This is a genomic window from Pseudomonas sp. GW822-FHT06D10 (genome assembly GCF_058799535.1).
In genome coordinates this window covers 1,065,425-1,085,281 of sequence record NZ_JBXALN010000001.1, presented here as the reverse complement: position 1 = coordinate 1,085,281, position 19,857 = coordinate 1,065,425, and the positions used below count along the sequence as shown (strand labels likewise).

Annotated in this window: 16 protein-coding genes; 11 read left to right on the top strand and 5 right to left on the bottom strand. The window is 65.2% G+C overall.

Annotated elements, in window-relative coordinates; genetic code table 11:
* Positions 1-10: 10 nt before the first annotated feature.
* A complete protein-coding gene (locus AC1RL5_RS04670) occupies positions 11-1,084 on the bottom strand; it encodes an ABC transporter substrate-binding protein (protein WP_072450423.1) in 1,074 nt (357 codons plus the stop codon).
* A 555-nt stretch (positions 1,085-1,639) separates the two neighbouring features.
* Here AC1RL5_RS04670 and AC1RL5_RS04665 point away from each other — a divergent pair.
* From AC1RL5_RS04665 to AC1RL5_RS04650, 4 genes are all read left to right on the top strand, one after another.
* Positions 1,640-2,716, top strand: coding sequence for a sigma-54 interaction domain-containing protein (locus AC1RL5_RS04665; RefSeq protein WP_011061215.1), 1,077 nt, complete (start codon positions 1,640-1,642; stop codon positions 2,714-2,716).
* 112 nt (positions 2,717-2,828) lie between these two features.
* A complete protein-coding gene (locus AC1RL5_RS04660; protein WP_072450421.1) occupies positions 2,829-3,410 on the top strand; it encodes a TetR/AcrR family transcriptional regulator in 582 nt (193 codons plus the stop codon).
* A 149-nt stretch (positions 3,411-3,559) separates the two neighbouring features.
* Entirely contained in the window at positions 3,560-4,420 is an 861-nt protein-coding gene (locus tag AC1RL5_RS04655; protein WP_103407321.1) for an NAD(P)-dependent oxidoreductase, read from the top strand.
* A 138-nt stretch (positions 4,421-4,558) separates the two neighbouring features.
* On the top strand, positions 4,559-5,761 hold the full coding sequence (locus tag AC1RL5_RS04650) for an MFS transporter (protein ID WP_065364012.1): 1,203 nt from the start codon (positions 4,559-4,561) through the stop codon (positions 5,759-5,761).
* Here the strand turns inward: AC1RL5_RS04650 and AC1RL5_RS04645 are convergent.
* The 4 genes from AC1RL5_RS04645 to AC1RL5_RS04630 all read right to left on the bottom strand — a co-directional run bounded on the left by AC1RL5_RS04645 (position 5,737) and on the right by AC1RL5_RS04630 (position 9,949).
* Positions 5,737-6,522: a type 1 glutamine amidotransferase domain-containing protein gene (locus AC1RL5_RS04645; protein WP_123577809.1), complete on the bottom strand. Its 786-nt coding sequence runs from the start codon at positions 6,520-6,522 to the stop codon at positions 5,737-5,739. The two genes, AC1RL5_RS04650 and AC1RL5_RS04645, sit on opposite strands and share 25 nt — an antisense overlap.
* 92 nt (positions 6,523-6,614) lie before the next feature.
* Complete coding sequence (locus AC1RL5_RS04640; RefSeq protein WP_065364014.1) at positions 6,615-7,454, bottom strand: metal-dependent hydrolase; 840 nt, start codon at positions 7,452-7,454, stop codon at positions 6,615-6,617.
* Positions 7,455-7,494: 40 nt separating this feature from the next.
* Positions 7,495-8,394, bottom strand: coding sequence for an SDR family NAD(P)-dependent oxidoreductase (locus AC1RL5_RS04635; protein WP_492588870.1), 900 nt, complete (start codon positions 8,392-8,394; stop codon positions 7,495-7,497).
* Positions 8,381-9,949, bottom strand: coding sequence for a flavin-containing monooxygenase (locus AC1RL5_RS04630; RefSeq protein ID WP_103407319.1), 1,569 nt, complete (start codon positions 9,947-9,949; stop codon positions 8,381-8,383). Before AC1RL5_RS04630 ends, AC1RL5_RS04635 begins: the two co-directional genes overlap by 14 nt.
* 268 nt (positions 9,950-10,217) lie before the next feature.
* Between AC1RL5_RS04630 and AC1RL5_RS04625 the strand changes: the two genes are divergently transcribed.
* The 7 genes from AC1RL5_RS04625 to AC1RL5_RS04595 all read left to right on the top strand — a co-directional run bounded on the left by AC1RL5_RS04625 (position 10,218) and on the right by AC1RL5_RS04595 (position 19,855).
* Entirely contained in the window at positions 10,218-11,213 is a 996-nt protein-coding gene (locus AC1RL5_RS04625) for an alpha/beta fold hydrolase (protein WP_072441899.1), read from the top strand.
* Between the two features lie 295 nt (positions 11,214-11,508).
* Positions 11,509-12,801, top strand: a complete 1,293-nt coding sequence (locus AC1RL5_RS04620) for an alkane 1-monooxygenase (protein WP_072450412.1) — start codon at positions 11,509-11,511, stop codon at positions 12,799-12,801.
* Between the two features lie 141 nt (positions 12,802-12,942).
* The gene (gene praA, locus AC1RL5_RS04615) at positions 12,943-13,434 is read left to right on the top strand and encodes an alkane oxidation protein activator PraA (RefSeq protein WP_015635562.1); all 492 of its coding nucleotides are present in this window, start codon (positions 12,943-12,945) and stop codon (positions 13,432-13,434) included.
* A 132-nt stretch (positions 13,435-13,566) separates the two neighbouring features.
* Positions 13,567-14,073, top strand: coding sequence for an alkane oxidation protein activator PraB (gene praB, locus AC1RL5_RS04610; RefSeq protein WP_011061226.1), 507 nt, complete (start codon positions 13,567-13,569; stop codon positions 14,071-14,073).
* 122 nt (positions 14,074-14,195) lie between these two features.
* The gene (locus AC1RL5_RS04605; protein WP_015635564.1) at positions 14,196-15,644 is read left to right on the top strand and encodes an outer membrane protein transport protein; all 1,449 of its coding nucleotides are present in this window, start codon (positions 14,196-14,198) and stop codon (positions 15,642-15,644) included.
* 278 nt (positions 15,645-15,922) lie between these two features.
* Positions 15,923-18,472: an acyl-CoA dehydrogenase gene (locus AC1RL5_RS04600; protein WP_103407317.1), complete on the top strand. Its 2,550-nt coding sequence runs from the start codon at positions 15,923-15,925 to the stop codon at positions 18,470-18,472.
* A gap of 30 nt (positions 18,473-18,502) precedes the next feature.
* A complete protein-coding gene (locus AC1RL5_RS04595) occupies positions 18,503-19,855 on the top strand; it encodes a 3-oxoacyl-ACP reductase (RefSeq protein ID WP_072450408.1) in 1,353 nt (450 codons plus the stop codon).
* Positions 19,856-19,857 lie beyond the last annotated feature (2 nt).

Genomic DNA, 19,857 nt, shown 5'->3' with positions numbered 1-19,857 from the left:
TGCTCAGGGTTCAGGGATGGGTGGCGACCTGGCCGCGCAGGGCGGGCCAGTAATCACTCAGGTGCAGATCGATCAGCGCCTGGTTGGTGAAACCGGTGGCCAGGGCCGGGGTGATGTCGTAGGGCGTGCGGATCAGCTGGTTGGCCAGGGCGTAGTCGCTCAGCGCCTGATAGTGGGCCTTGAGCTGCTGGTCGCTCTTGGGCGCCCAGCGCTCCTTCCAGGCCACCGGGTCGCCCTGGTCGTCGCGGCGCAGCACGCTCTCGGCGGTGCCGGCGCGGGAGGACAGTTGGTAGTAGGCGTCCTGGTTCTGTTCCTGGGAAATCCACCAGGCGGCCTTGACCCAGGCGGTGGCCAGCAGTTGGGTAACCTCCGGGTGCTGCTCGATGAAACTGTCGGTGCCCCAGAGGTCGGAGACCAGGCGCCAGTCATTGGCCCCTTGCTTGGTGGACCAGATGATCCGGCCCACGCCCTTGTCTTCCAGGGCATAGGCCTCGCTGAGCAGCACCGCGGCGTCGACCTTGCCGGCGGACACCGCCGCCGCACCGACCTGGGGGTTGAGGTTGGCGATCTTGAAGTCGTCGAGCTTCAGGCCCTTGCTGGCCAGGAAGTTGCTGAAGGCGAACTCCCAGGGCCGGCCGCGATGCAGGGCCAGGCGCTGGCCCTTGAGGTCCTCGATGCTCTTGGCCGTGGACTGGGTGGGCACCACCAGGTAGATATTGTTGCCGCTGCCGCCGGGCACGATCAGCTTGCCGGGCACGCCGCCGGCGCCGGCGATCACCGACGGCAGGTCGCCACGCACGGCGAAGTCGATGCTGTTGTTGCTGAAGCCTTCGTTGATCTGCGGCCCGGCGCCGGCGTGGGGCAGGGCGATCCACTGCAGCTTGATGCCGCGCTGGCTCAGTTGCTGTTCCAGCCAGCCATCCTCGATCACCCGCCCGGCGATGCCGCCGAACACCGGCTTGCCGCCCTGGGTGAAGGCGACGATGGCAACCTTCACCGACTCGGGGGCCGGGTTGGCCAGGGCCGTGACACTGATCAGCAGCCCGGCCATAACGGCCAGGGTATTGCGCCATAAACCTTGCATTGCACTCTCCCTCAAAAAATAAGCCCTCAGCCCCGCCAGCCCTGCGACAGATATCGCGGTGTTCTCCTGTAGGAGCCGGCTTGCCGGCGAAGAGGGCCTTGAACCTTGCCTCGCCCTTGCGGGCGCCTTCGCTGGCAAGCCAGCTCCTGCAACAGATATCGCGGTGTTCTCCTGTAGGAGCCGGCTTGCCGGCGAAGAGGGCCCTTGAGCCTTGCCTCGCCCTTGCGGACGCCTTCGCTGGCAAGCCAGCTCCTACGAGGGGCGGTGGTGGGTACTGGTGTCGGAAGGGATAGAGCAGATTGCATGCCAGGGCCGCTACAAAGCGCTGCAGGCCTTGCCTGGCAAGGGCTTCAGGCAGATCGACAGGCCCTGGCCCAAGCCGCCGCTGCTGATCTGCGAACAGGCAGGTGCTGGCCGATTGCTGCTCCAGCAGCAGGTGGGGAGCACCCTCCAGGTATATTCATAAAAGGAATATCTAAAGATTAATTAATAATTATTTAGTCTAAATATCTTCGTGCACTATTGAGCCCGCGCTTTTACTGCCAGGAATGCACCATGTCGCTGATCACTCATCCAAACGCCCGTGAATTGACCAAGTCGGTACGGGCCACCGTTCTGGTGTTCAAGGACCCGCGCTCCCAGGAATTGCTCAGTCGCATCGAGCGCCTGGCCCCCAGTGAGGCCAATACCCTGATCATTGGCGAGACCGGCACCGGCAAGGAACTGGTGGCGCGCCACATCCATCACCTGAGCCGCCGCGGGCGCGAGCCCTTTGTCGCGGTGAACTGCGGGGCCTTTGCCGAAACCCTGGTGGAAAGCGAACTCTTCGGCCATGAAAAAGGCGCCTTTACCGGCGCCACCACCCATAAGGCCGGCTGGTTCGAAGCGGCCAACGGCGGCACGCTGTTTCTCGACGAGATCGGCGACTTGCCGCTGAACATGCAGGTCAAGCTGCTGCGGGTGCTGCAGGAGCGAGAAGTGGTGCGCCTGGGCTCGCGCACGCCGATCCCGATCAATGTGCGGCTGGTGGCGGCCACCAACGTCAACCTCGCCGATGCCGTGGTGGCCGGGCATTTTCGTGAAGACCTGTTCTACCGCCTGCACGTGGCCACCATCCGCCTGCCGCCGCTGCGCGAGCGCCCGGGGGACATCCTGCCCCTGGCCGAATTCTTCCTTGAGGAACACTGCCAGCGCCTGGGCTACAACCGTGCCTCGCTGACCGAAGAGGCTGAACGCAAGCTGCTGGAGCACAGCTGGCCGGGCAACATTCGCGAACTGGAAAATGCCATCCACCACGCCTTGCTGGTGTGCCGCCAGCAACGGGTGGCACCGGGGGATCTGCACCTGGTGGACATGCGCTCCTCCGGCATCCGCCAGGAACAGGCGCCCCTGGCCGTCCCGGGGCCTCAGGCGCCGGCAGACCTGGGCCGGGCCTTGCAGGCGCTGTTCGAGCAGAACATTCCCGACCTGTACGAGCACATCGAGGAAACGATCTTTCGCGAGGCCTATCGCTACTGCCATGGCAACCAGTTGCAGACCGGGCGCCTGCTCAACATCAGCCGCAACATCGTGCGCGCTCGGCTGGAAAAGATCGGCGAGTTGAACAAGCCCCTGGCGACTTCCGCTTCCTAGATCCGCTTCCTGGACCCGAGAACCGGCCCGGGGCTTTTTTTGCCCGGGGCGGTTGACGCCTGCCGGCTTGATCTTTAGTCTTTGGAACGATCATTCCAGAAAGGTAATAGCCGTGCGTCCCAAGGAGTTCGACCCCGAGCAGATTGCCGATGCGGCCATGCAGGTGTTCTGGCAGCGCGGTTACGCCGCCACGTCCATTCAGGACCTGGTGGAAGGCACCGGCCTGAGCCGCAGCAGCCTGTACAACGCCTTCGACAGCAAGCACGGCCTGTACACCTGTGCCCTCAAGCGCTACCAGCAGATGACCAGCGCCAATATCGAGCTGCTGGGCGCCGACGCACCCGCCAGGGAACTGGTCCGGCGATTGCTGATGCACATCGTCGACAACGAGCTGGAAGACACCCGGCGCCTGGGCTGCCTGGCGGCCAATGCCTCCCTGGAAATGGCCGGGCAGGACGCGGCGGTGGCTCAGCTCGTGGCGCAGAATTTCCAGCGTATCGAGGCGGCCCTGGAGCAGGTGCTGCGTCGCGGCCAGGAGCAGGGGGAGATCGACCCGCAGAAGAATCCCCGGGCCCTGGCCAGCTTTGTAGTGTGCACCGTGCAGGGCTTGCGGGTGCTGGCCAAGGGTAGCCTGGCGGAGCAACGACGCCAGCGCCTGCTGGATGTGGTCGAGGTGGTCCTGGCCAGCCTGTAGCAGCCGGCGCGCCGGCGAAGGGCCCCTCACAATCTGCATCAGGTTCCAGGGCGTCTTCGCTGGCAAGCCAGCGCCTATAGGGCTGGGCTTTTTTTTGCCTTTTATTGGAATGATCATTCCATAATTAATTCAACACGGGAGAGACACAGATGGCCAAGCAACCAGGATCCATTGCGGTATTAGGCATCGGCATCATGGGCGCCGCAGTGGCGCGCAATCTGCGGCGCAAGGGCTTTGCGGTACGAGCCTGGAACCGCACGCTGCAGCGGGCCCAGGCGCTGATCGCGGACGATATCCAGGTATTTGCCGAGCCCGCCGAGGCGGTACGCGGGGCGCAAGTGATCATCACCCTGGGCAAGGACGGCGCCGCCGTGCTGCAAGCCATGCAGCAGGCACGGGACGGTTTCGAGCCTGGGGCGCTCTGGCTGCAGATGGCCACCGTGGGGATCGAGGCCAACGACCAACTGCAAGGCTTTGCCCGGGATGGCGGGCTGGTCTTCTACGATGCCCCGGTGCTGGGCACGCGCCAGCCTGCGGAGCAGGGCCAGTTGGTGGTATTGGGCGCGGGCCCCGAGGCTCATCGGCCGGCGTTGCAGCCGCTGCTGGAGGCCATCGCCAAGCGTGTGCTCTGGGTTGCCGAACAGCCGGGAGCCGGCAGCCGCCTGAAGCTGGCCCTCAACAGCTGGGTGCTGGCCCTGACCCACGGCGCCGCGGAAAGCCTGGCCCTGGCCAAGGGGCTGGGGCTGGACCCGGCGCTGGTGGTGGAACTGGTCAGCGGCGGGCCCCTGGACAGCGGCTATTTCCAGGCCAAGACCCGGGCCATGCTCAGTGGCGACTACAGCCCGAGCTTTACCCTGGCCAACGCCCTGAAAGACGCCGAATTGATGGTAGCGGCGGCCGCCAGAGCCGGGGTCCGGCTGGATCTGGCCGAGGCCGGAATCCAGCGTTTCCAGCGCGCCCTGGCGCAGGGCCATGGCGACAAGGACATGGCGGCCTCCTACCTCGGCTGAGCGGTTTCTTCTAGCGCTGATGCAGGCGCTGGCTTGCCAGCGAAGGCGCCCGTGAGTCGGGCGCAGGGGCTGAGGGCCTCTTCGCCGGCAAGCCGGTTCCTGCGGTGATCTCTGGTTTTCTTGTGTGAGCATTCTTTCATGAACATTTGCGTACCTTTGCCGACCGCCTCCAGCAGGCTGCCGGTCTGGCGCCTGCTGGCCTTTACCCTGGCCGGTTTCATCGCCATCGTCACTGAGACGCTGCCTGCCGGGCTGTTGCCGCAGATCAGCCAGGGCCTGGGCATCAGCGAGGCCATGGCCGGGCAGTTGATCAGCCTGTATGCCCTGGGCTCGGTGGCGGCGGCGATTCCGCTGATCGCCGCCACTCGCAGTTGGCGCCGTAGGCCCTTGCTGTTGCTGGCCATCGGCGGCCTGTTGCTGTTCAACAGCCTGACCGCGTTGTCGACCCACTACCTGCTGACCCTGGCCGCGCGCTTTGCCGCGGGCATGGCGGCGGGGCTGGTCTGGGGCCTGCTGGCCGGCTATGCCCGGCGTCTGGTGGTGCCCGAGTTGCAGGGCCGGGCCCTGGCGGTGGTGGGCGTGGGCCAGCCGATCGCGCTGTGCCTGGGGGTGCCCCTGGGGGCCTGGCTGGGCACCCGCATGGATTGGCCGCAGATCTTCTGGGGGCTGTCGCTACTGGCTCTGCTGCTGTGGTTCTGGGTGCGCCTGGCAGTGCCGGACTACCCCGGCCAGCCGGCCCACCAGCGCCAGCCGATCGCGCGGATCTTTCTCACCCGGGGCCTGCCCCAGGCGCTGCTGGTGATCTTCGTGTGGATCCTGGCCCACAACATTCTCTACACCTATATCGCGCCGTTTCTCGCGTCCCTGGGCCTGGCGGCCTCTCTCGACCGGGCGCTGCTGGTGTTCGGCCTGGCCTCCCTGGTGGGGATCTGGTTCACCGGGCTCGGGGTCGACCGCTGGCTGCGCGGGCTGACCCTGTGCAGCCTCGCCGGTTTCGCCCTGGCGTGCCTGCTGCTGGGGATCGCTGCCAGCCAGCCCTGGCTGGCCTGGCTCGGCATTGGCGCCTGGGGCCTGACCTTCGGTGGCGCCCCGACCTTGCTCCAGACCGCCGTGGCGGATGTGGCCGGGGAGGGGGCGGATGTCGCGCAATCGATGCTGGTGACCATCTTCAACCTGGGAATTGCCTGCGGGGGTATGGTCGGCGGCCTGCTCTTGCAACGCTATGGCGCGGCGTCTTTTCCCTGGGCCATGGCCGCCCTGGCGCTGGTGGGCCTGATGCTGGTCTGGGGCGCGCGCAGCCATGCCTTCAAGCCGGGTCAGCGCTCTGCCTGCTGCGCCTGAGGTTGGGCGTCGCGAGCCTGTTGCAGCAGGCTCGCCCATTCATTGGCGAAGCGGTGGCAGTCCCCGGGCCAGCGTGCGGTCAATAGATTGCGGTCGCGGACCACAAAACCGCGCTCGGGGTGCTCTGCCGAATCCCGCCGGGGCAGCCAGGGCCCGGGCAGAAAATCCGCCGGGCTGGCCAGGGCCGCCTTGATCTCTTCCTCGACGCTGTGGTCGTAGGTGCGGTAATAGCGCCCCAGCCACGGCGCGGTGACCAGCCAGGCCGCCAGTTCCATGGGGCCGGCCAGCAGGGCGGTGACCTTGCGCCCATGGAGCACCGAGCGCCCGCTGGCCGGATCGATGCAGCGTGCCAGGGCCAGGGGGCCGTGGCACACCGCGGCCACGGGTTTGTCGGCCTGGAAGAAGGCCAGGATGATCCGCCGCACCTCCTCGGATTCCAACAGGCTGCGCATGCCCCGGGCGTGACCGCCGGGAATCAGCAAGCCCTCGTAGGCCGCCGGATCGACCCCGGCATAGGGCAGAGGGCAGCAAAAGGCCGGGTCGCGGGTCATGGCGTGGTAGCGCGCCAGGTCGGCCGCCGGGGTCATCAACAACGGGTTGAGCGGGCCGAACCCCAGGCTCACCAGGCGCGAATCGGCGTAGGCCGGCATCCCCAGGGGGGTGGCGAACTGCGCGGCAAAACCGGCGTCCCGGGCAGCCTGCCAGGGCAGGCTGCTTTCGCTGGGGTCGTAGTCGGCGTGGGGCAGCAGAATCAGGATCATCGCGCGGGCTCGCAGCACCTAAGGGTGCGTTGCAGGTTAGCAGCCCCGCCAGGGGATGCCGGCACGCCGCTGTTGCGCCGTGCCGGCATTTGTCACTTGGCCGCGGCGGCGCGGGTGCGTTCGATGTCCTGCACCAGGCCGTCGATGCGTTGCAGTTGCTCGCGGTTGTCGTGGTCCCAGGGGTGAAAGCCCGGCTTGAAGAACTGCAGCCAGGGCAGGGCGATCCGCGGGAACACCCCCTTGGGGCCGTAGAGGTACTTGACCACCTGCCACAGCCCGCGCCAGTGGCCGCCGCGACGGCGGTCGGCGATCAGCATGCGCACATGGAAGTCGAACACCACCAGCCAGAAGCCCAGGGTGGTGAACAGCATGCTCCCGGTGCGGATCAGGTAACGCTTGGGCCCGGGCTTGATCACGCTGTTCCAGACGTCGTAGGACACGGCCTTGTGCTCGGTTTCCTCCAGGGCGTGCCACAGCCACATCTGCCGGTAGCCCGCCACCGAATTGCCGAAGCGGCTGGGGTCGCGCAGCAGCAGGTCGGCGAGGATTGCCGTGTAGTGTTCCAGGGCTACGGTGATCGCGAGGTTGAAGGCCGGCGGGAAGTGCTTCTTCTGGAAATCGAGGAAGAAGCGCAACCGCCGGTCCAGCAGATGGGCCGGCAGCCCGGCGTCCTGCAGCAGGTCGTTGTAGCGCAGGTGCTCGCGGCTGTGCATGGCTTCCTGGCCGATGAAACCCTGGATCTGGCGCTTGAGCTCGGGGTCGTGAATCTGTTCACGGTAGTGGCGCACGCTGTCCATGAAGAACAGCTCACCGGAAGGAAACAGCAGGGACAACGCATTGAAGAAGTGGGTCACGTGGCTGCCTTGCTCATGCCAGTCGCAGGCGCGTTCGGCAGGCAGGTCGACCTTGATGTCGCGGCGGATGGGCAGCATGGCTGTCGCTCCTCTAGACATGAAAAAAGGGTGGGCGGCACTACAGGCCGCGTTCGTCCTGGGGCTCGTAGACCGCCGGCTGCGTCTTGCCCGGCTTGGGCGCCATGCGCCGGCTGGCCCATACCACCAGGGCCTGGTAGGCGCTGGGCAGCAAGCGGATGAACAGGTCGAGCAAGTGCGCGTCGCGGCCGATCAGCACCCGGCGCTTGTTCTTGCGCACCCCCAGCAGGATCACCTTGGCGGCGGTTTCGGCGGAGGTGATGAAGAGTTTTTCGAAGTCGTCCCGGGCCTGCTGTTCGTTGTCGATCAGGAAACCCTTGACGTTGTTGCTGATACGGCTGGTGCGGGCGATATCCGTGCGGATGCCCCCCGGATGCACGCAGGTGGCGGAGACGCCGTGGCCTTGCAGATCGAGCTCCTGGCGCAGGGATTCGGTAAAGCCGCGCACGGCGAACTTGGTGGCGTTGTAGCCGCTCATGCCGGGCTGGGAGAACAGCCCGAAGACGCTGGAGGTGTTGATGATGTGACCGTCGCCGGATTGCCTGAGGTAGGGCAGGAAGGCCTGGGTGCCGTGGACCACGCCCCAGAAGTTGACGTCCACTATCCACTCCAGGTCCGCCAGGCTCGAACCTTCCACGGTGCTCGACAGCGCCACCCCGGCGTTGTTGAAGATCAGGTTGATCTGGCCGTGTTCGGCGGCGCTGGCGGCGGCCCAGGCGAACATCGCTTCGCGGTCGCCGACGTCCAGTTCCTGGCTGCTGATGCGCAGCGGCAACAGGGTCGCGGCCCGGGCCTGGGCCACGGTCTGTGCCAGGCCCTGGGGGTTCTTGTCGGCCAGGGCCAGGTGACAGCCCTCACGGGCCAGGGCGACGGCCAGGGCGCGGCCCATGCCGGAGGCGGCGCCGGTGATGGCGGCGACTTTACCGTTAAAGTTTTTCATTGAGAGCGGCCTCTTCAAGGTGCAGGGGGCGCGTGGCAGCCGGTGCGGCGGCGGGCTGGGCGTGGGGCAGGTGGCTGGCCTGGTAGTCCTGCAGCTCGAAGTGCTGCAAGGTCTTCTTGAAGCTCCAGGTGGAGCCCGGCCAGAGGGTGGTGTTCTGCCCGCTGCGCGGGTCCAGGTACCAGCTGCGGCAGCCGCCGGTGGACCAGATGGCCCCGGCCAGGCGCTGCTGCAGGCGCTGGTTGTACTGGCTTTCGACCTGGGGCCGGACTTCGATGCTGGCGATACGTTCGCGCTGCATCTGGCCCAGGGCCTTGAGGATGTAGTCCACCTGGGCCTCGATCATCAGGATCATCGAGTTGTGCCCCAGGCCGGTGTTGGGGCCGACGATCATGAAGAAATTCGGGAAGCCCGGCAGGCAGGTGCCCAGGTAGGCGTGGGCCCCCCGGGCCCAGCTGTCCATCAGGTCCTGGCCATGGCGGCCGAACAGCAGGCCCCGGGGAATCGGGTCGGTGGCCTGGAAACCGGTGCCGAAGATGATGCAGTCCACGGGGTGGCGGCTGCCGTCTGCAGTGATCACCGCGTCGCCGTCGATGCGCTGGATGTCATCAGTGATCAGCCGCACGTTGCCCCGGGTCAGGGCCGGGTAGTAGTCGTTGGAGATCAGGATGCGCTTGCAGCCGATGGTGTAGTCCGGGGTCAGGCGCTGGCGCAGCACCGGGTCGGGCACCTGTTTGCGCAGATGGCGCAGGGCCACGCGCTGCACCACCTTCATCAGTCTGGGCCGGCGGGCGAAGGCGATCACCCGGCTTTCCAGGGCCCAGTACAGCGCCGAGCGCACCAGCCGCTGGGTGAAGGGCAGGTGCTTGAAGGCCCAGCGTTCCACCGTGCTGAGCTCGCGGTCGGGCTTGGGCATGATCCACGGTGGGGTGCGCTGGAACAGCTTGAGCTGAGCCACCCGCGGGGCGATTTTCGGCACGAACTGGATGGCGCTGGCGCCGGTGCCGATCACCGCCACCCGTTTGCCTTGCAGGGCGTAGCGGTGATCCCACTGCTGGGAGTGAAACCGCTTGCCGGTGAAAGTGTCGAGCCCGGGGATGTCCGGGATCGCCGGGCGCGACAGGCCACCCATGCCGGAGATCAGTACCCGCGCGCTGACTTCCCGACCATTGCTGAAGCGCAGGTGCCAGCGCTCCCGGGCTTCATCGAAGACCGCCTGTTGCAGGCCCATGTTGAAGTGCAGGTAGGGCGCCAGGGCGAAATCCCGGGCGCAGTTTTCCAGGTATTCGCGGATTTCCGGCTGGGGCGCGAACTGCCGGGTCCAGTTCGGGTTGGGCGCAAAAGAGAAGGAATAAACGTGGGATTGCACGTCGCAGGCGCAGCCGGGGTAATGATTGTCGCGCCAGGTGCCCCCCAGGGACGCGGCGTGTTCGGCGACGAAGAAATCCTCTATCCCCGCTTGCTTGAGCTTGATCGCCATGCACAGCCCGGCGAAGCCGGCGCCGATGATGGCGATGTCAACGACCTCGGGGTCGTTGGGTGGCGAGTACGCATTCATGGTGTGTACCTCGATTGTAATGATGTTGCTGGGTGACTTTCGTCAGTGGGTGAAAACTCAGGATTGCACAATTTAAAATAATGTTTTAAAAATTAATTTAAATAAATTACCTGAAAATGTCACCTGCGCTGGTCGCCTGTGGATTTTGCGGGGCTCATCCAGGCCATGGGTGAGGCGTCACAGGCGGCACCAGGCCAGGGCGACACGCCACACCGCCAGGTCATTCCGATCACGGGCTAACGGCGCAGGGAAGCTGAGGGGGCGGGTTATGGAGTGGCTGGTAGCGGCAGCGGTATTCCTTGCGGTCAGTGCGGTGCTCTGGGTGGTGAGTTTTCGTATCAACCGCCGGATTGAAAGCCAGGTTCCGATCAACGGACGCTTTCTCGAGGTCGGTGGCGAGCGCATCCACTACACCGATGAGGGCAGGGGCCCGGCGCTATTGATGATCCATGGCCTGACCGGCTGCGGGCGCAACCTGACCCACTCCCTGGCCCCGCAGCTGCGCGAACGCTTCCGGGTGATCACCATCGATCGTCCCGGTTCGGGCTATTCCACCCGGGCCCGGGGCGCCGCGGCAGACCTGCCGGCCCAGGCCAGCCTGGTGGCCAGGTTCATTCGTACCCTGGACCTGGGCCAGCCCCTGGTGCTGGGGCATTCCCTGGGCGGTGCGGTGGCGCTGTCCCTGGCCCTGGACCATCGGCAATCGGTGTCCGGGCTGATCCTGGTGGCCCCCTTGACCCATCCGCAGCGCATGTTGCCGCTGGTGTTCCTGTCCCTGGCAGTGCGCCCGGCTTTGCTGCGGCGCTGGATGTCCCTGACCCTGGCGGCGCCCATGGCCATGCTCGGGCGCCGTGGCCTGGTCAAGTCGGTGTTCGCCCCGGACCCGGTGCCCGAGGATTTCGCCGAGCGTGGCGGCGGGTTGCTGGGGATGCGTTCGGACAGCTTCTACAACGCCTCCAGCGAAATCGCCGTGGTCAACCGTTCGCTGCCGGGCATGGTCAAGCATTACCCCAGCCTGAAGCTGCCGGTAGGGCTGATCTATGGCTCGGCGGACCCGGTGCTCAGTTACCGCCGGCACGGTGAGTCAATGGTCGGCAAGGTGCCGGGGCTGTCCCTGGAGATCGTCCAGGGCCGGGGCCACATGTTGCCCATCAGCGCAGTCGAGCGGGTGGTGGCCATGGTCCAGCACGTCGCTTCCCAGGCTGCGCCACAACGCAGCGCAACCATCCTGCACCCGCCGTTCGCGGCTTCAAGAGCAAGTTGAGGGCGTGGTGGGGGGCGGTTTCGAGCGCCCCTGCCGCGGCGTCGACAGCAGCTGTAAATGCTTCACGGGCGACATTCGAAACAAGCCGAAAAAATAGTTGACGAGCTAACGAACCCGAGCTATTTTTTTAAAAAAATGTTTTGAATGTTTTTTTTGAAAGTGCAATTGAGCGATTAAAAATAATGAAAATAACGCCATTTCACGCTTTTGTTTTTTCATCCCTTCACGCTCTGCACAGCGCAGCCGCGCTGTCCTTTATAGCACCTGTTTCGACTGCCATCCTGCGGAGGCTGCCATGACTGTTTCCGTGGCGGCACCCGGCGTCTGGACCGATAGCAAGCGTCACCTGTGGTGGCTGGGCACCTTGCCCATGATCACCCCTCTGCTGTCGGGGATCTTCGCCCTCACCACCGGGGTGCAAGTGTTCTGGTGGAGCGGGGTCCTGGTGATCTTCGGCCTGATCCCGCTGATTGACGGCCTGATGGGGGAAGATGCCAGCAACCCGCCTGAATCCGCCGTTCCCGATCTGGAAAAACAACCCTACTACCGCTTTATCGTCTACAGCTGTGCCGTGCTCTCGGTACTGTCTTTGGTGGTGACCGCCTGGATGGCCATCAGCGGGGTGGACTGGATCATCGCCGGCGGCCTGCTGCAACTGAGTGAACAACTGCACCTGCAAGGCAGCCTGGCGAGTTTCGCCGCCTTCCTCACCGAGCGTGCGCAACTGCACGGCAGTATCGGCTGGTTCACCTACCTGGGCATGGCGATGTCCACTGGCGCGGCCACCGGCATTGCCATCAACATCGCTCATGAGCTGGGGCACAAGAACCGCGGGATGGCCAAGTTCCTGGCCAAGCTGGCCCTGGCTTCGACCTTCTATGGGCACTTCTTCGTCGAGCACAACCGCGGCCATCATGTGCGGGTGGCCACCCCGGAGGACCCGGCCAGTTCGCGCCTGGGCGAATCCTTCTGGAGTTTCCTGCCGCGCACCGTGTGGTTCAGCCTGAGTTCGGCCTGGCATCTGGAAAGCCAGCGCCTGGAAAAACTCGGCCTGCCGACCCTCCACTGGAAGAACGGCGTGCTCAGCGCCTGGCTGTACAGCGTGGTGCTGTGGGGCGTGCTGATCGCCTGGCTGGGGGCGGCGGTGATTCCCTTCCTGGTGATCCAGGGGGTCTACGGCTTCTCTCTGCTGGAGGTGGTCAACTACGTCGAGCACTACGGTCTGCTGCGCCAGAAACAGCCCAACGGCCGTTATGAACGCTGCTCGCCGCGCCACTCCTGGAACAGCAACCGGATCGTCACCAACATCTTCCTGTTCCAGTTGCAGCGCCACTCCGACCACCACGCCAACCCGACCCGTGCGTATCAGGCCTTGCGTCACTTCGATGAGTCGCCACAGCTGCCCTATGGCTACGCCACCATGATCGTCTGGGCCTATGTGCCGGCCCTCTGGCGGCGCCTGATGGATCACCGGGTGCTGGCGCACTACTCGGGTGATGTACGCCTGGCCAACATGCACCCGGCCAAGCGTGACGAGTTGCTCAAGCGCTACGGCTTCAGCAACACCGATTCAGACACCGCTCTTTAGTTGTACCGCTCACCCCTGCAAGTGCTGGTGAACCGGTCGTGTTCGCCTGTGATGTGCCCGCTTGAAGGGTGAGCAACGCAGTAGGCAGTCCTTAAGCAAGTTGACCGACAACAACAATAAGCAACTGTAAGGAAGTCACGGATGTCTATTTCACCGCTATTCACTGCCCAGTTGTTCGTGGTCCTGGTGGGGATCTCCCTGATGGGCGCCGCCGAAGCCGCGCGCATTGAACCGGCCAACACCGAGTTCACCGCCAAGGGCCCCATCAGCTTTGCCAAGAGCATCATCAATGCCGACTGCACCATCCAGGTCAGCGGCAAGGTCAGCCCCGACGGCAGCTTCGCCAGCGTCGAGAAAGTCGACTTCAGCGGCGGCCTCAAGTGCGGCCAGGTGGAAGCCACGCACCTACCCTGGAAGCTGATCGCCAAGGACGAAACCAGCGGCGCCATGTCGGGTATCCAGGTCACCGTGCACGCGCCCCTGGTGGGCGGCGACTGCGGGCCGTCCACCGCCGAAGGCAGTTGGAACAACAGCACCGGCAAGTTGGAGGCGGCCCAGGTCAGCCTCGACGGTGGCTGCACCATCAAGACCGTATCGATCCAGATGCCACCCACGTTCCGGGTTGCACCCTGACGCGCACGTCACACCTTTATCGAATTGAAGATTTGGCTGGAAAGGGAAGCTCGGTCGCTGTTCTCCGTGTCGTCTCGCTCAAGGCCATTACCCCGGCGAAATGAATCGCCATACATGTGAGGAAAAACAACAATGAAAGGCATCAAAACTCTCGTGTCCGCCACCGCCATCGTTGCCTGCTTGGGAGCTGCTTCCATGGCCAGCGCTGCATCCATCGCCATTGATGGTGCGAACCCGGATGGTCCGTTCACTACCCCTGGCGGCACCATCACCGTGCGCTCGCCGTCCTCGTTCAACCAGCCCGTGACCTGCAACATCAACTTCAGCGGCAACATCGCCGGCGGCGTGGCCAGCATCACCGGCGCCACCGTCAGCGGCAGCAACGCGCTGTGCAACCTGCCGAAGATCACTGGCTTGCCATGGACCCTGAGTGCCTCCAGCACCACCGCAGGTACCGTGACCAATGTGGGTTACACCATTTCCTTCTTCCCTGCCACCAACTGCGGTCCGACCACCATCAACGTGGCCTGGAGCAACGTGACTCACTCGCTGAGCCTGAGCACGCCTCAGACCCTGAGCGGTGGCTGCTCCGTGGATGTACTGAACGCCAAACCGTCGCCACAGGTCAGCGTGATTTAAGCGTTATCAGGAACCAAGGGCTGATCACCCGCTGAAGGACACCGCCTCGCAAGAGGCGGTGATCTGCAGATCAGGAGGGCCCTGTAGTGTCGGTTGCTATCGATAATAATAAGGAGTGGGGCATGAATAATAAGAAACAACAGTTGCAGATCGCGGTGGCACTTGCCCTGTTGGGGGGCTTTGGTGCGATCGGCACTGTTCAGGCAGGCGGCTTCACCACGCCTACCTACGGCGCTCCCGGATGGGGCCGGGCCTTCGGTGGTGGTTCGTTGTTCAAGAACGACCCCAGCGCGGCTTACAACAACCCGGCGGCCATGGCGTTTATCGATCAGAACGTGGCACAGATGACGGTCGACTACGCCCGCATCAAGATGAAATACAAAGGCGATGCCTACGATTATCAAGGGAATCCGGCCACCACCTTGCCGGTGGATGCATCCGGCGTCCCCACCGGTGGCCCGGTGCCCCTGGAGGGCAATGGTGGCCAGGGCGGCTTCACCGCCTGGTTGCCGACCGGCTTCATGGTAATGCCGATCAACGATCAGTTTGCCTTCGGCCTGAGCCAGGTCGTGCCCATGGGCATGCGCAGCACCTGGGACAACGACAATTCAAAAATCCGCGACTTTTCGGTGGATACCAAGATCGAGACCGTGGGCCTGACCGGCTCGCTGTCGTTCAAGGTCAATGACGACTTCTCCCTGGGGGCCGGGGTCATCGTCCAGCACAGCAAGGGCTTCGTCAGCCAGAACCTCAACCTGACCGGTGCCGCGGCGGTATCTCCCGGCCTGGGCGGTATCCCGCTGCCGTCCGGCGTCGGGGCGAACCTGATGCGGGTCAAGGTGGACAATACCTCGGTAGGCTGGTTTACCGGCGTGGTCTGGAAACCCACCGACCGCGACACCCTGGGCCTGAACTACCACGCCAAGATCAAGAACAAGATGGACGGCAAGTACAACGTGCGTGCCGACGCGGTAGGCCGCCAGTACATGACCCAACCGGCCGGGCCCAATGGTGAAAGCCTGGTGGAACTGGCCTATCCCGGCCTGAAGCTGAACCCGGACGGCGCCAACGCCAGTGCCCAGCTGGACATTCCAGCCTCCGCCGGGCTGGACTGGGTGCACGTGTTCGATGACCGCTTCACCCTGGGCGCCAGCATGCTGTGGACCCAATGGTCGTCGTTCAAGGACCTGACCCTGAAGTCCGATGGCAATACCCTGGTCTCCATCCCGTACAAGTACAAAGACACCATGATGTATTCCCTGGGTGGCGACTACCGCTTCACCGACCAGCTGACCCTGCGGGCCGGTGTGGCGTACGACCAGACACCAACCCGCAACAGCACACGTGACCCGCGGATTCCCGACAACGATCGCTGGTTCACTTCCCTGGGCTTCGGCTATGACATCAGGGCGATCCCCGGCCTGACCATCGACGGCGCCTATTCCCGGCAATTCGTCAAGGAAGCCAAGATCAAGACCCAGAACGTGGACCGTCTCGGTGCCTCGCGCCTGGATGGCAAGGTCGACGCCAAGGGCGAGGTGGTGAGTCTCTCCGCGACCTATCACTTCTGAGGGTAAAGGCTTTACCCACGCCTCGAGATAACGGCAGTACAAAGGGATTGTGCTACTGCCGTCGGCGGGACGGGTCACCTCAGGACCCGTCTTGACCTGCCATTCCCCCAAGCCCTGGCTGACATCGTTCGGCCGTTGTGCGTTGCTGAAATCACTCAAAACAATATTTAAAAATAAAATTTGAAACGCGGCAGTTTCCTTTGTAGGGTGATCTTCGAGGGGCCGGCACAACGCCCAGGCTCCAAGTGGTCGTCTGCATAGAACAAGAGAGGTATTCCATGATTGTCTGGTTATTGGTGGGACTCGCCGCTGCGTTCGCACTGGCCTATCGGCAGGCCCCGGCATCCTGGTGGCTGGGCTCGGCCCTGGTCTGGCTGGGGGCAGGGCACTGGTTGGGCCTGGTGGGCTCGCTGGGCATCAGCCTCGCGGCGCTGCTGGTGGTGCTGCCGGCTGCGCTGCTGAGCGTCAAGCCGCTGCGTCGGGCCTTGCTCACCCGTCGTGCCCTGGTCATGTTCCGCAAGATCATGCCGGCCATGTCCGACACCGAGCGCGCGGCCATCGAATCCGGCACGGTCTGGTGGGACGCCGAGCTGTTCAGCGGCAAGCCCGACTGGTCGCGCCTGATAGGCGCCGCGCCGGCCAGCCTGAGCGCCGAAGAGCAGGCGTTCATGGACAACGAAGTGGAAACCCTGTGCGACATGGCCAACGACTGGGAAACCACCCAGGTCTGGCAGGACCTCTCGCCCAAGGCCTGGCAATACACCAAGGACGCCGGCTTCCTGGGGATGATCATTCCCAAGCAGTACGGCGGCAAAGGCTTCTCCCACTATGCCCATTCCCAGGTGGTGATGAAGCTCTCCACCCGCTGCTCGGCGGCGGCAATCTCGGTGATGGTGCCCAACTCCCTGGGCCCGGCCGAACTGCTGCTGCACTACGGCACCGAGGCCCAGCGCCAGCACTATCTGCCGCGCCTGGCCCGGGGCGAAGACATTCCCTGCTTCGCCCTGACCAGCCCCTATGCCGGCTCCGACGCCGGGGCCATTCCCGATACCGGCGTGGTCTGCAAGGGCCAGTTCGAGGGCCAGGAAGTGCTGGGCTTCCGGGTTACCTGGGACAAGCGCTACATCACCCTGGGCCCGATCGCCACGGTGCTGGGCCTGGCCTTTCGCGCCGAGGACCCGGACGGCCTGCTGGGCACCAAGGGCAGCCTGGGGATCACCTGCGCGCTGATTCCCACCACTCATCCCGGGGTCAATACCGGGCGTCGCCACTGGCCGCTGAACGCGGTGTTCCAGAATGGCCCGACCACCGGCAAGGATGTGTTCATCCCCCTGGAATGGGTGATCGGCGGTGGCGACCAGGTGGGCAACGGCTGGCGCATGCTGATGGAATGCCTGGCCGCCGGGCGCGCCATTTCCCTGCCCTCGGCCAACGTCGGCCTGGGCAAGGTGGCGGTGCGCGGTACCACCGCCTACGCGGCGATGCGCAAGCAGTTCGGCCTGCCCATCGGCAAGTTCGAAGGGGTGCAGGCGCCCCTGGCCCGCATGGCCGGGCACCTGTATGCCTGCGACGCGGTGCGCAAGGTCTCGGTGGCGTCCCTGGATGCCGGCGAGAAGCCCTCGGTGATCTCGGCCATCGCCAAGTACCACGTTACCGAGCGCGCCCGGGCCATGGTCAATGACGGCATGGACATCGTTGCCGGCAAGGGCATCTGCATGGGCCCCAACAACTTCCTGGCCCGGGCCTACCAGCAAAGCCCGATCGCCATCACCGTGGAAGGCGCGAACATCATGACCCGCTGCCTGATCATCTACGGCCAGGGGCTGATCCGTTGCCATCCCTATGTCTTTCGCGAGATGGAAGCGGCCCGGGATACCGGGCGCAAGGGCCTGGAAGCGTTCGACAGCGCGATGTTCGGCCATATCAGCTTCGTCTTCGCCAACACCGTGCGCGCTGCGGTGCACGCGGTCACTGGCGGGCGCCTGATCAAGGCCCCGGGCAACACTGACAAGGCCCTGGCCGCCTATTACCGGCAGATCCAGCGTCTGTCGGTGGTCCTCGCCCTGGCCTCGGACATTTCCATGGGCGTGCTGGGCGGTGCCCTCAAGCGCAAGGAAAGCATCACCGGGCGCCTGGGGGACATTCTGTCCCAGCTGTACATCCTGTCCTGCGTGTTGAAGCGCTTCGAGGACGATGGCCGGCCGCAGGCCGACCTGCCGCTGGTGCACTGGGCCGCCCAAGACTGCCTGCTGCGGGCCCATGAAGCCCTGGCCGAAGTGCTGGACAACTATCCGTCCAAGGCTGCCGCGCGGATCATCCGTGGCCTGAGCTTTCCCCTGGGCATTCCCCAGCGCAAGCCGTCGGACCGCCTGCTGGCGCAAGTCGCCGAACTGGTGCAGACCCCGGGCCCGACCCGCGACCGCCTGCTGGCCGACTCCTACATCCCGCAGCCGGACATCGACAAGCTGGCCTATGGCGAACTGGCGTTCCGCCTGCAGCCACAGGTGGACCTGATCGAGGCGCGGCTCAAGCCGGCGATCAAGCAGGGCACGCTGGCGCCGTTGCCGATCTCCCGCGAGGCCTTCGTGATCTGGCGGGTCAAGGCCCTGGAGCTGCAGCTGATCAGCCCGGACGAGGACGAGCTGCTGGGGCGCTATGTGGAATACGGCGACCACGCGATCCAGGTCGACGATTTCCCCCAGGACTTCGGTCTGCTCGAAGCCCTGCAACAGCGTCAGGCGCACTTCGAGCAAAGCGCCAAGCCGGCCTCGCGCAAACGCGCGGCCAGCAGCGAAGACGCGGTGGCCGCCAGCGATTCGGCCTATTGACCCTCTACAGGATTGGATCGGGATCTCTTTATGTCTGACGGTTATCTTTCGTTCGTCAATTCCGGCTGGGGCCGCTGGCTGGCCCAGCGCACCGGCCTGCCGCAACCGGTGCCGCTGCAACGGCACCGCGAGGGGCAGGGCGGCAACCTGCTCAACCCGGTGGTCCTCGCCGCAGCGCCCGAGGGGCGCCTGCTGGGCGAGCTGCAACGGATCTTCGCCGCCACCGACACCGTGGCAGCCCAGGCCGCAAGCATCACCGCGCCTTCCACGGTGAAGGTCCAGGGCCTGGTGTTCGATGCCAGTGGGGTGGCCGACATCGCCCAGCTGGACGAGCTGTACCGCTTCTTCCACGCCAATGTGCGGCGCCTGACAGCCCACGGCCGGGTGCTGGTGCTGGGTACGCCGCCGGAGCACTGCAAGGAACTGGCCCAGGCGGTGGCGCAACGGGCCCTGGAAGGCTTCGTGCGTTCCCTGGGCAAGGAGCTGCGTCGGGCCATCACGGTGCAGTTGCTGTACGTCGAGCCCGGCGCCGAAGCCGAGCTGGACAGCAGCCTGCGGTTCTTCCTGTCGCGCCGCTCGGCCTATGTATCGGGGCAGGTGGTGCGCATCGGCGAACCGGTGGAAGTGCCCCGGCACATCGATTGGCAACAGCCCCTGGGCGGGCGCCGGGCACTGGTCACCGGGGCCTGCCGCGGCATCGGCCTGGCCATTGCCAAGGTCCTGGCCCGGGAGGGCGCCCAGGTGGTGTGCCTGGACATTCCCCAGAGCGAGGCCGAGCTGCAGCAGGCGGCTGCCGGGATCAAGGGCAGCGCCCTGGCCCTGGACATCACCGCGGCCAACGCCGGCCAACGCCTGCTGGAGTTCGTCGGCGAGCACGGCGCCTTCGATATCGTGGTGCACAACGCCGGCATCACCCAGGACAAGACCCTGGCGAAGATGACCGAGGCAGCGTGGCGCAAGGTCATGGCGGTCAACCTGGAAGCGCCGCTGCTGCTCAGCCAGGCGCTGCTGGAAGGCCAGGGCCTGAATCCCGGTGGGCGCATCGTCTGCGTCTCGTCGATTTCCGGGATCGCCGGCAACCTCGGGCAGAGCAACTACGCCACCTCCAAGGCCGGGGTCATCGGCCTGGTGGAGAACCTGGGGCCCCTGGCGGCGCGTCAGCAGATCACGGTCAACGCTGTGGCACCGGGCTTTATCGAAACCCAGATGACCGCGAAGATCCCGCTGATGATCCGCGAGGCCGGGCGGCGCATGAACTCCATGTCCCAGGGCGGTCAGCCCGTGGATGTGGCGGAAACCATCGCCTGGCTGGCCCATCCGGCCTCCGGCGGGATCAATGGACAGGTGGTCCGCGTCTGCGGGCAAAGCCTGCTGGGGGCCTGAGC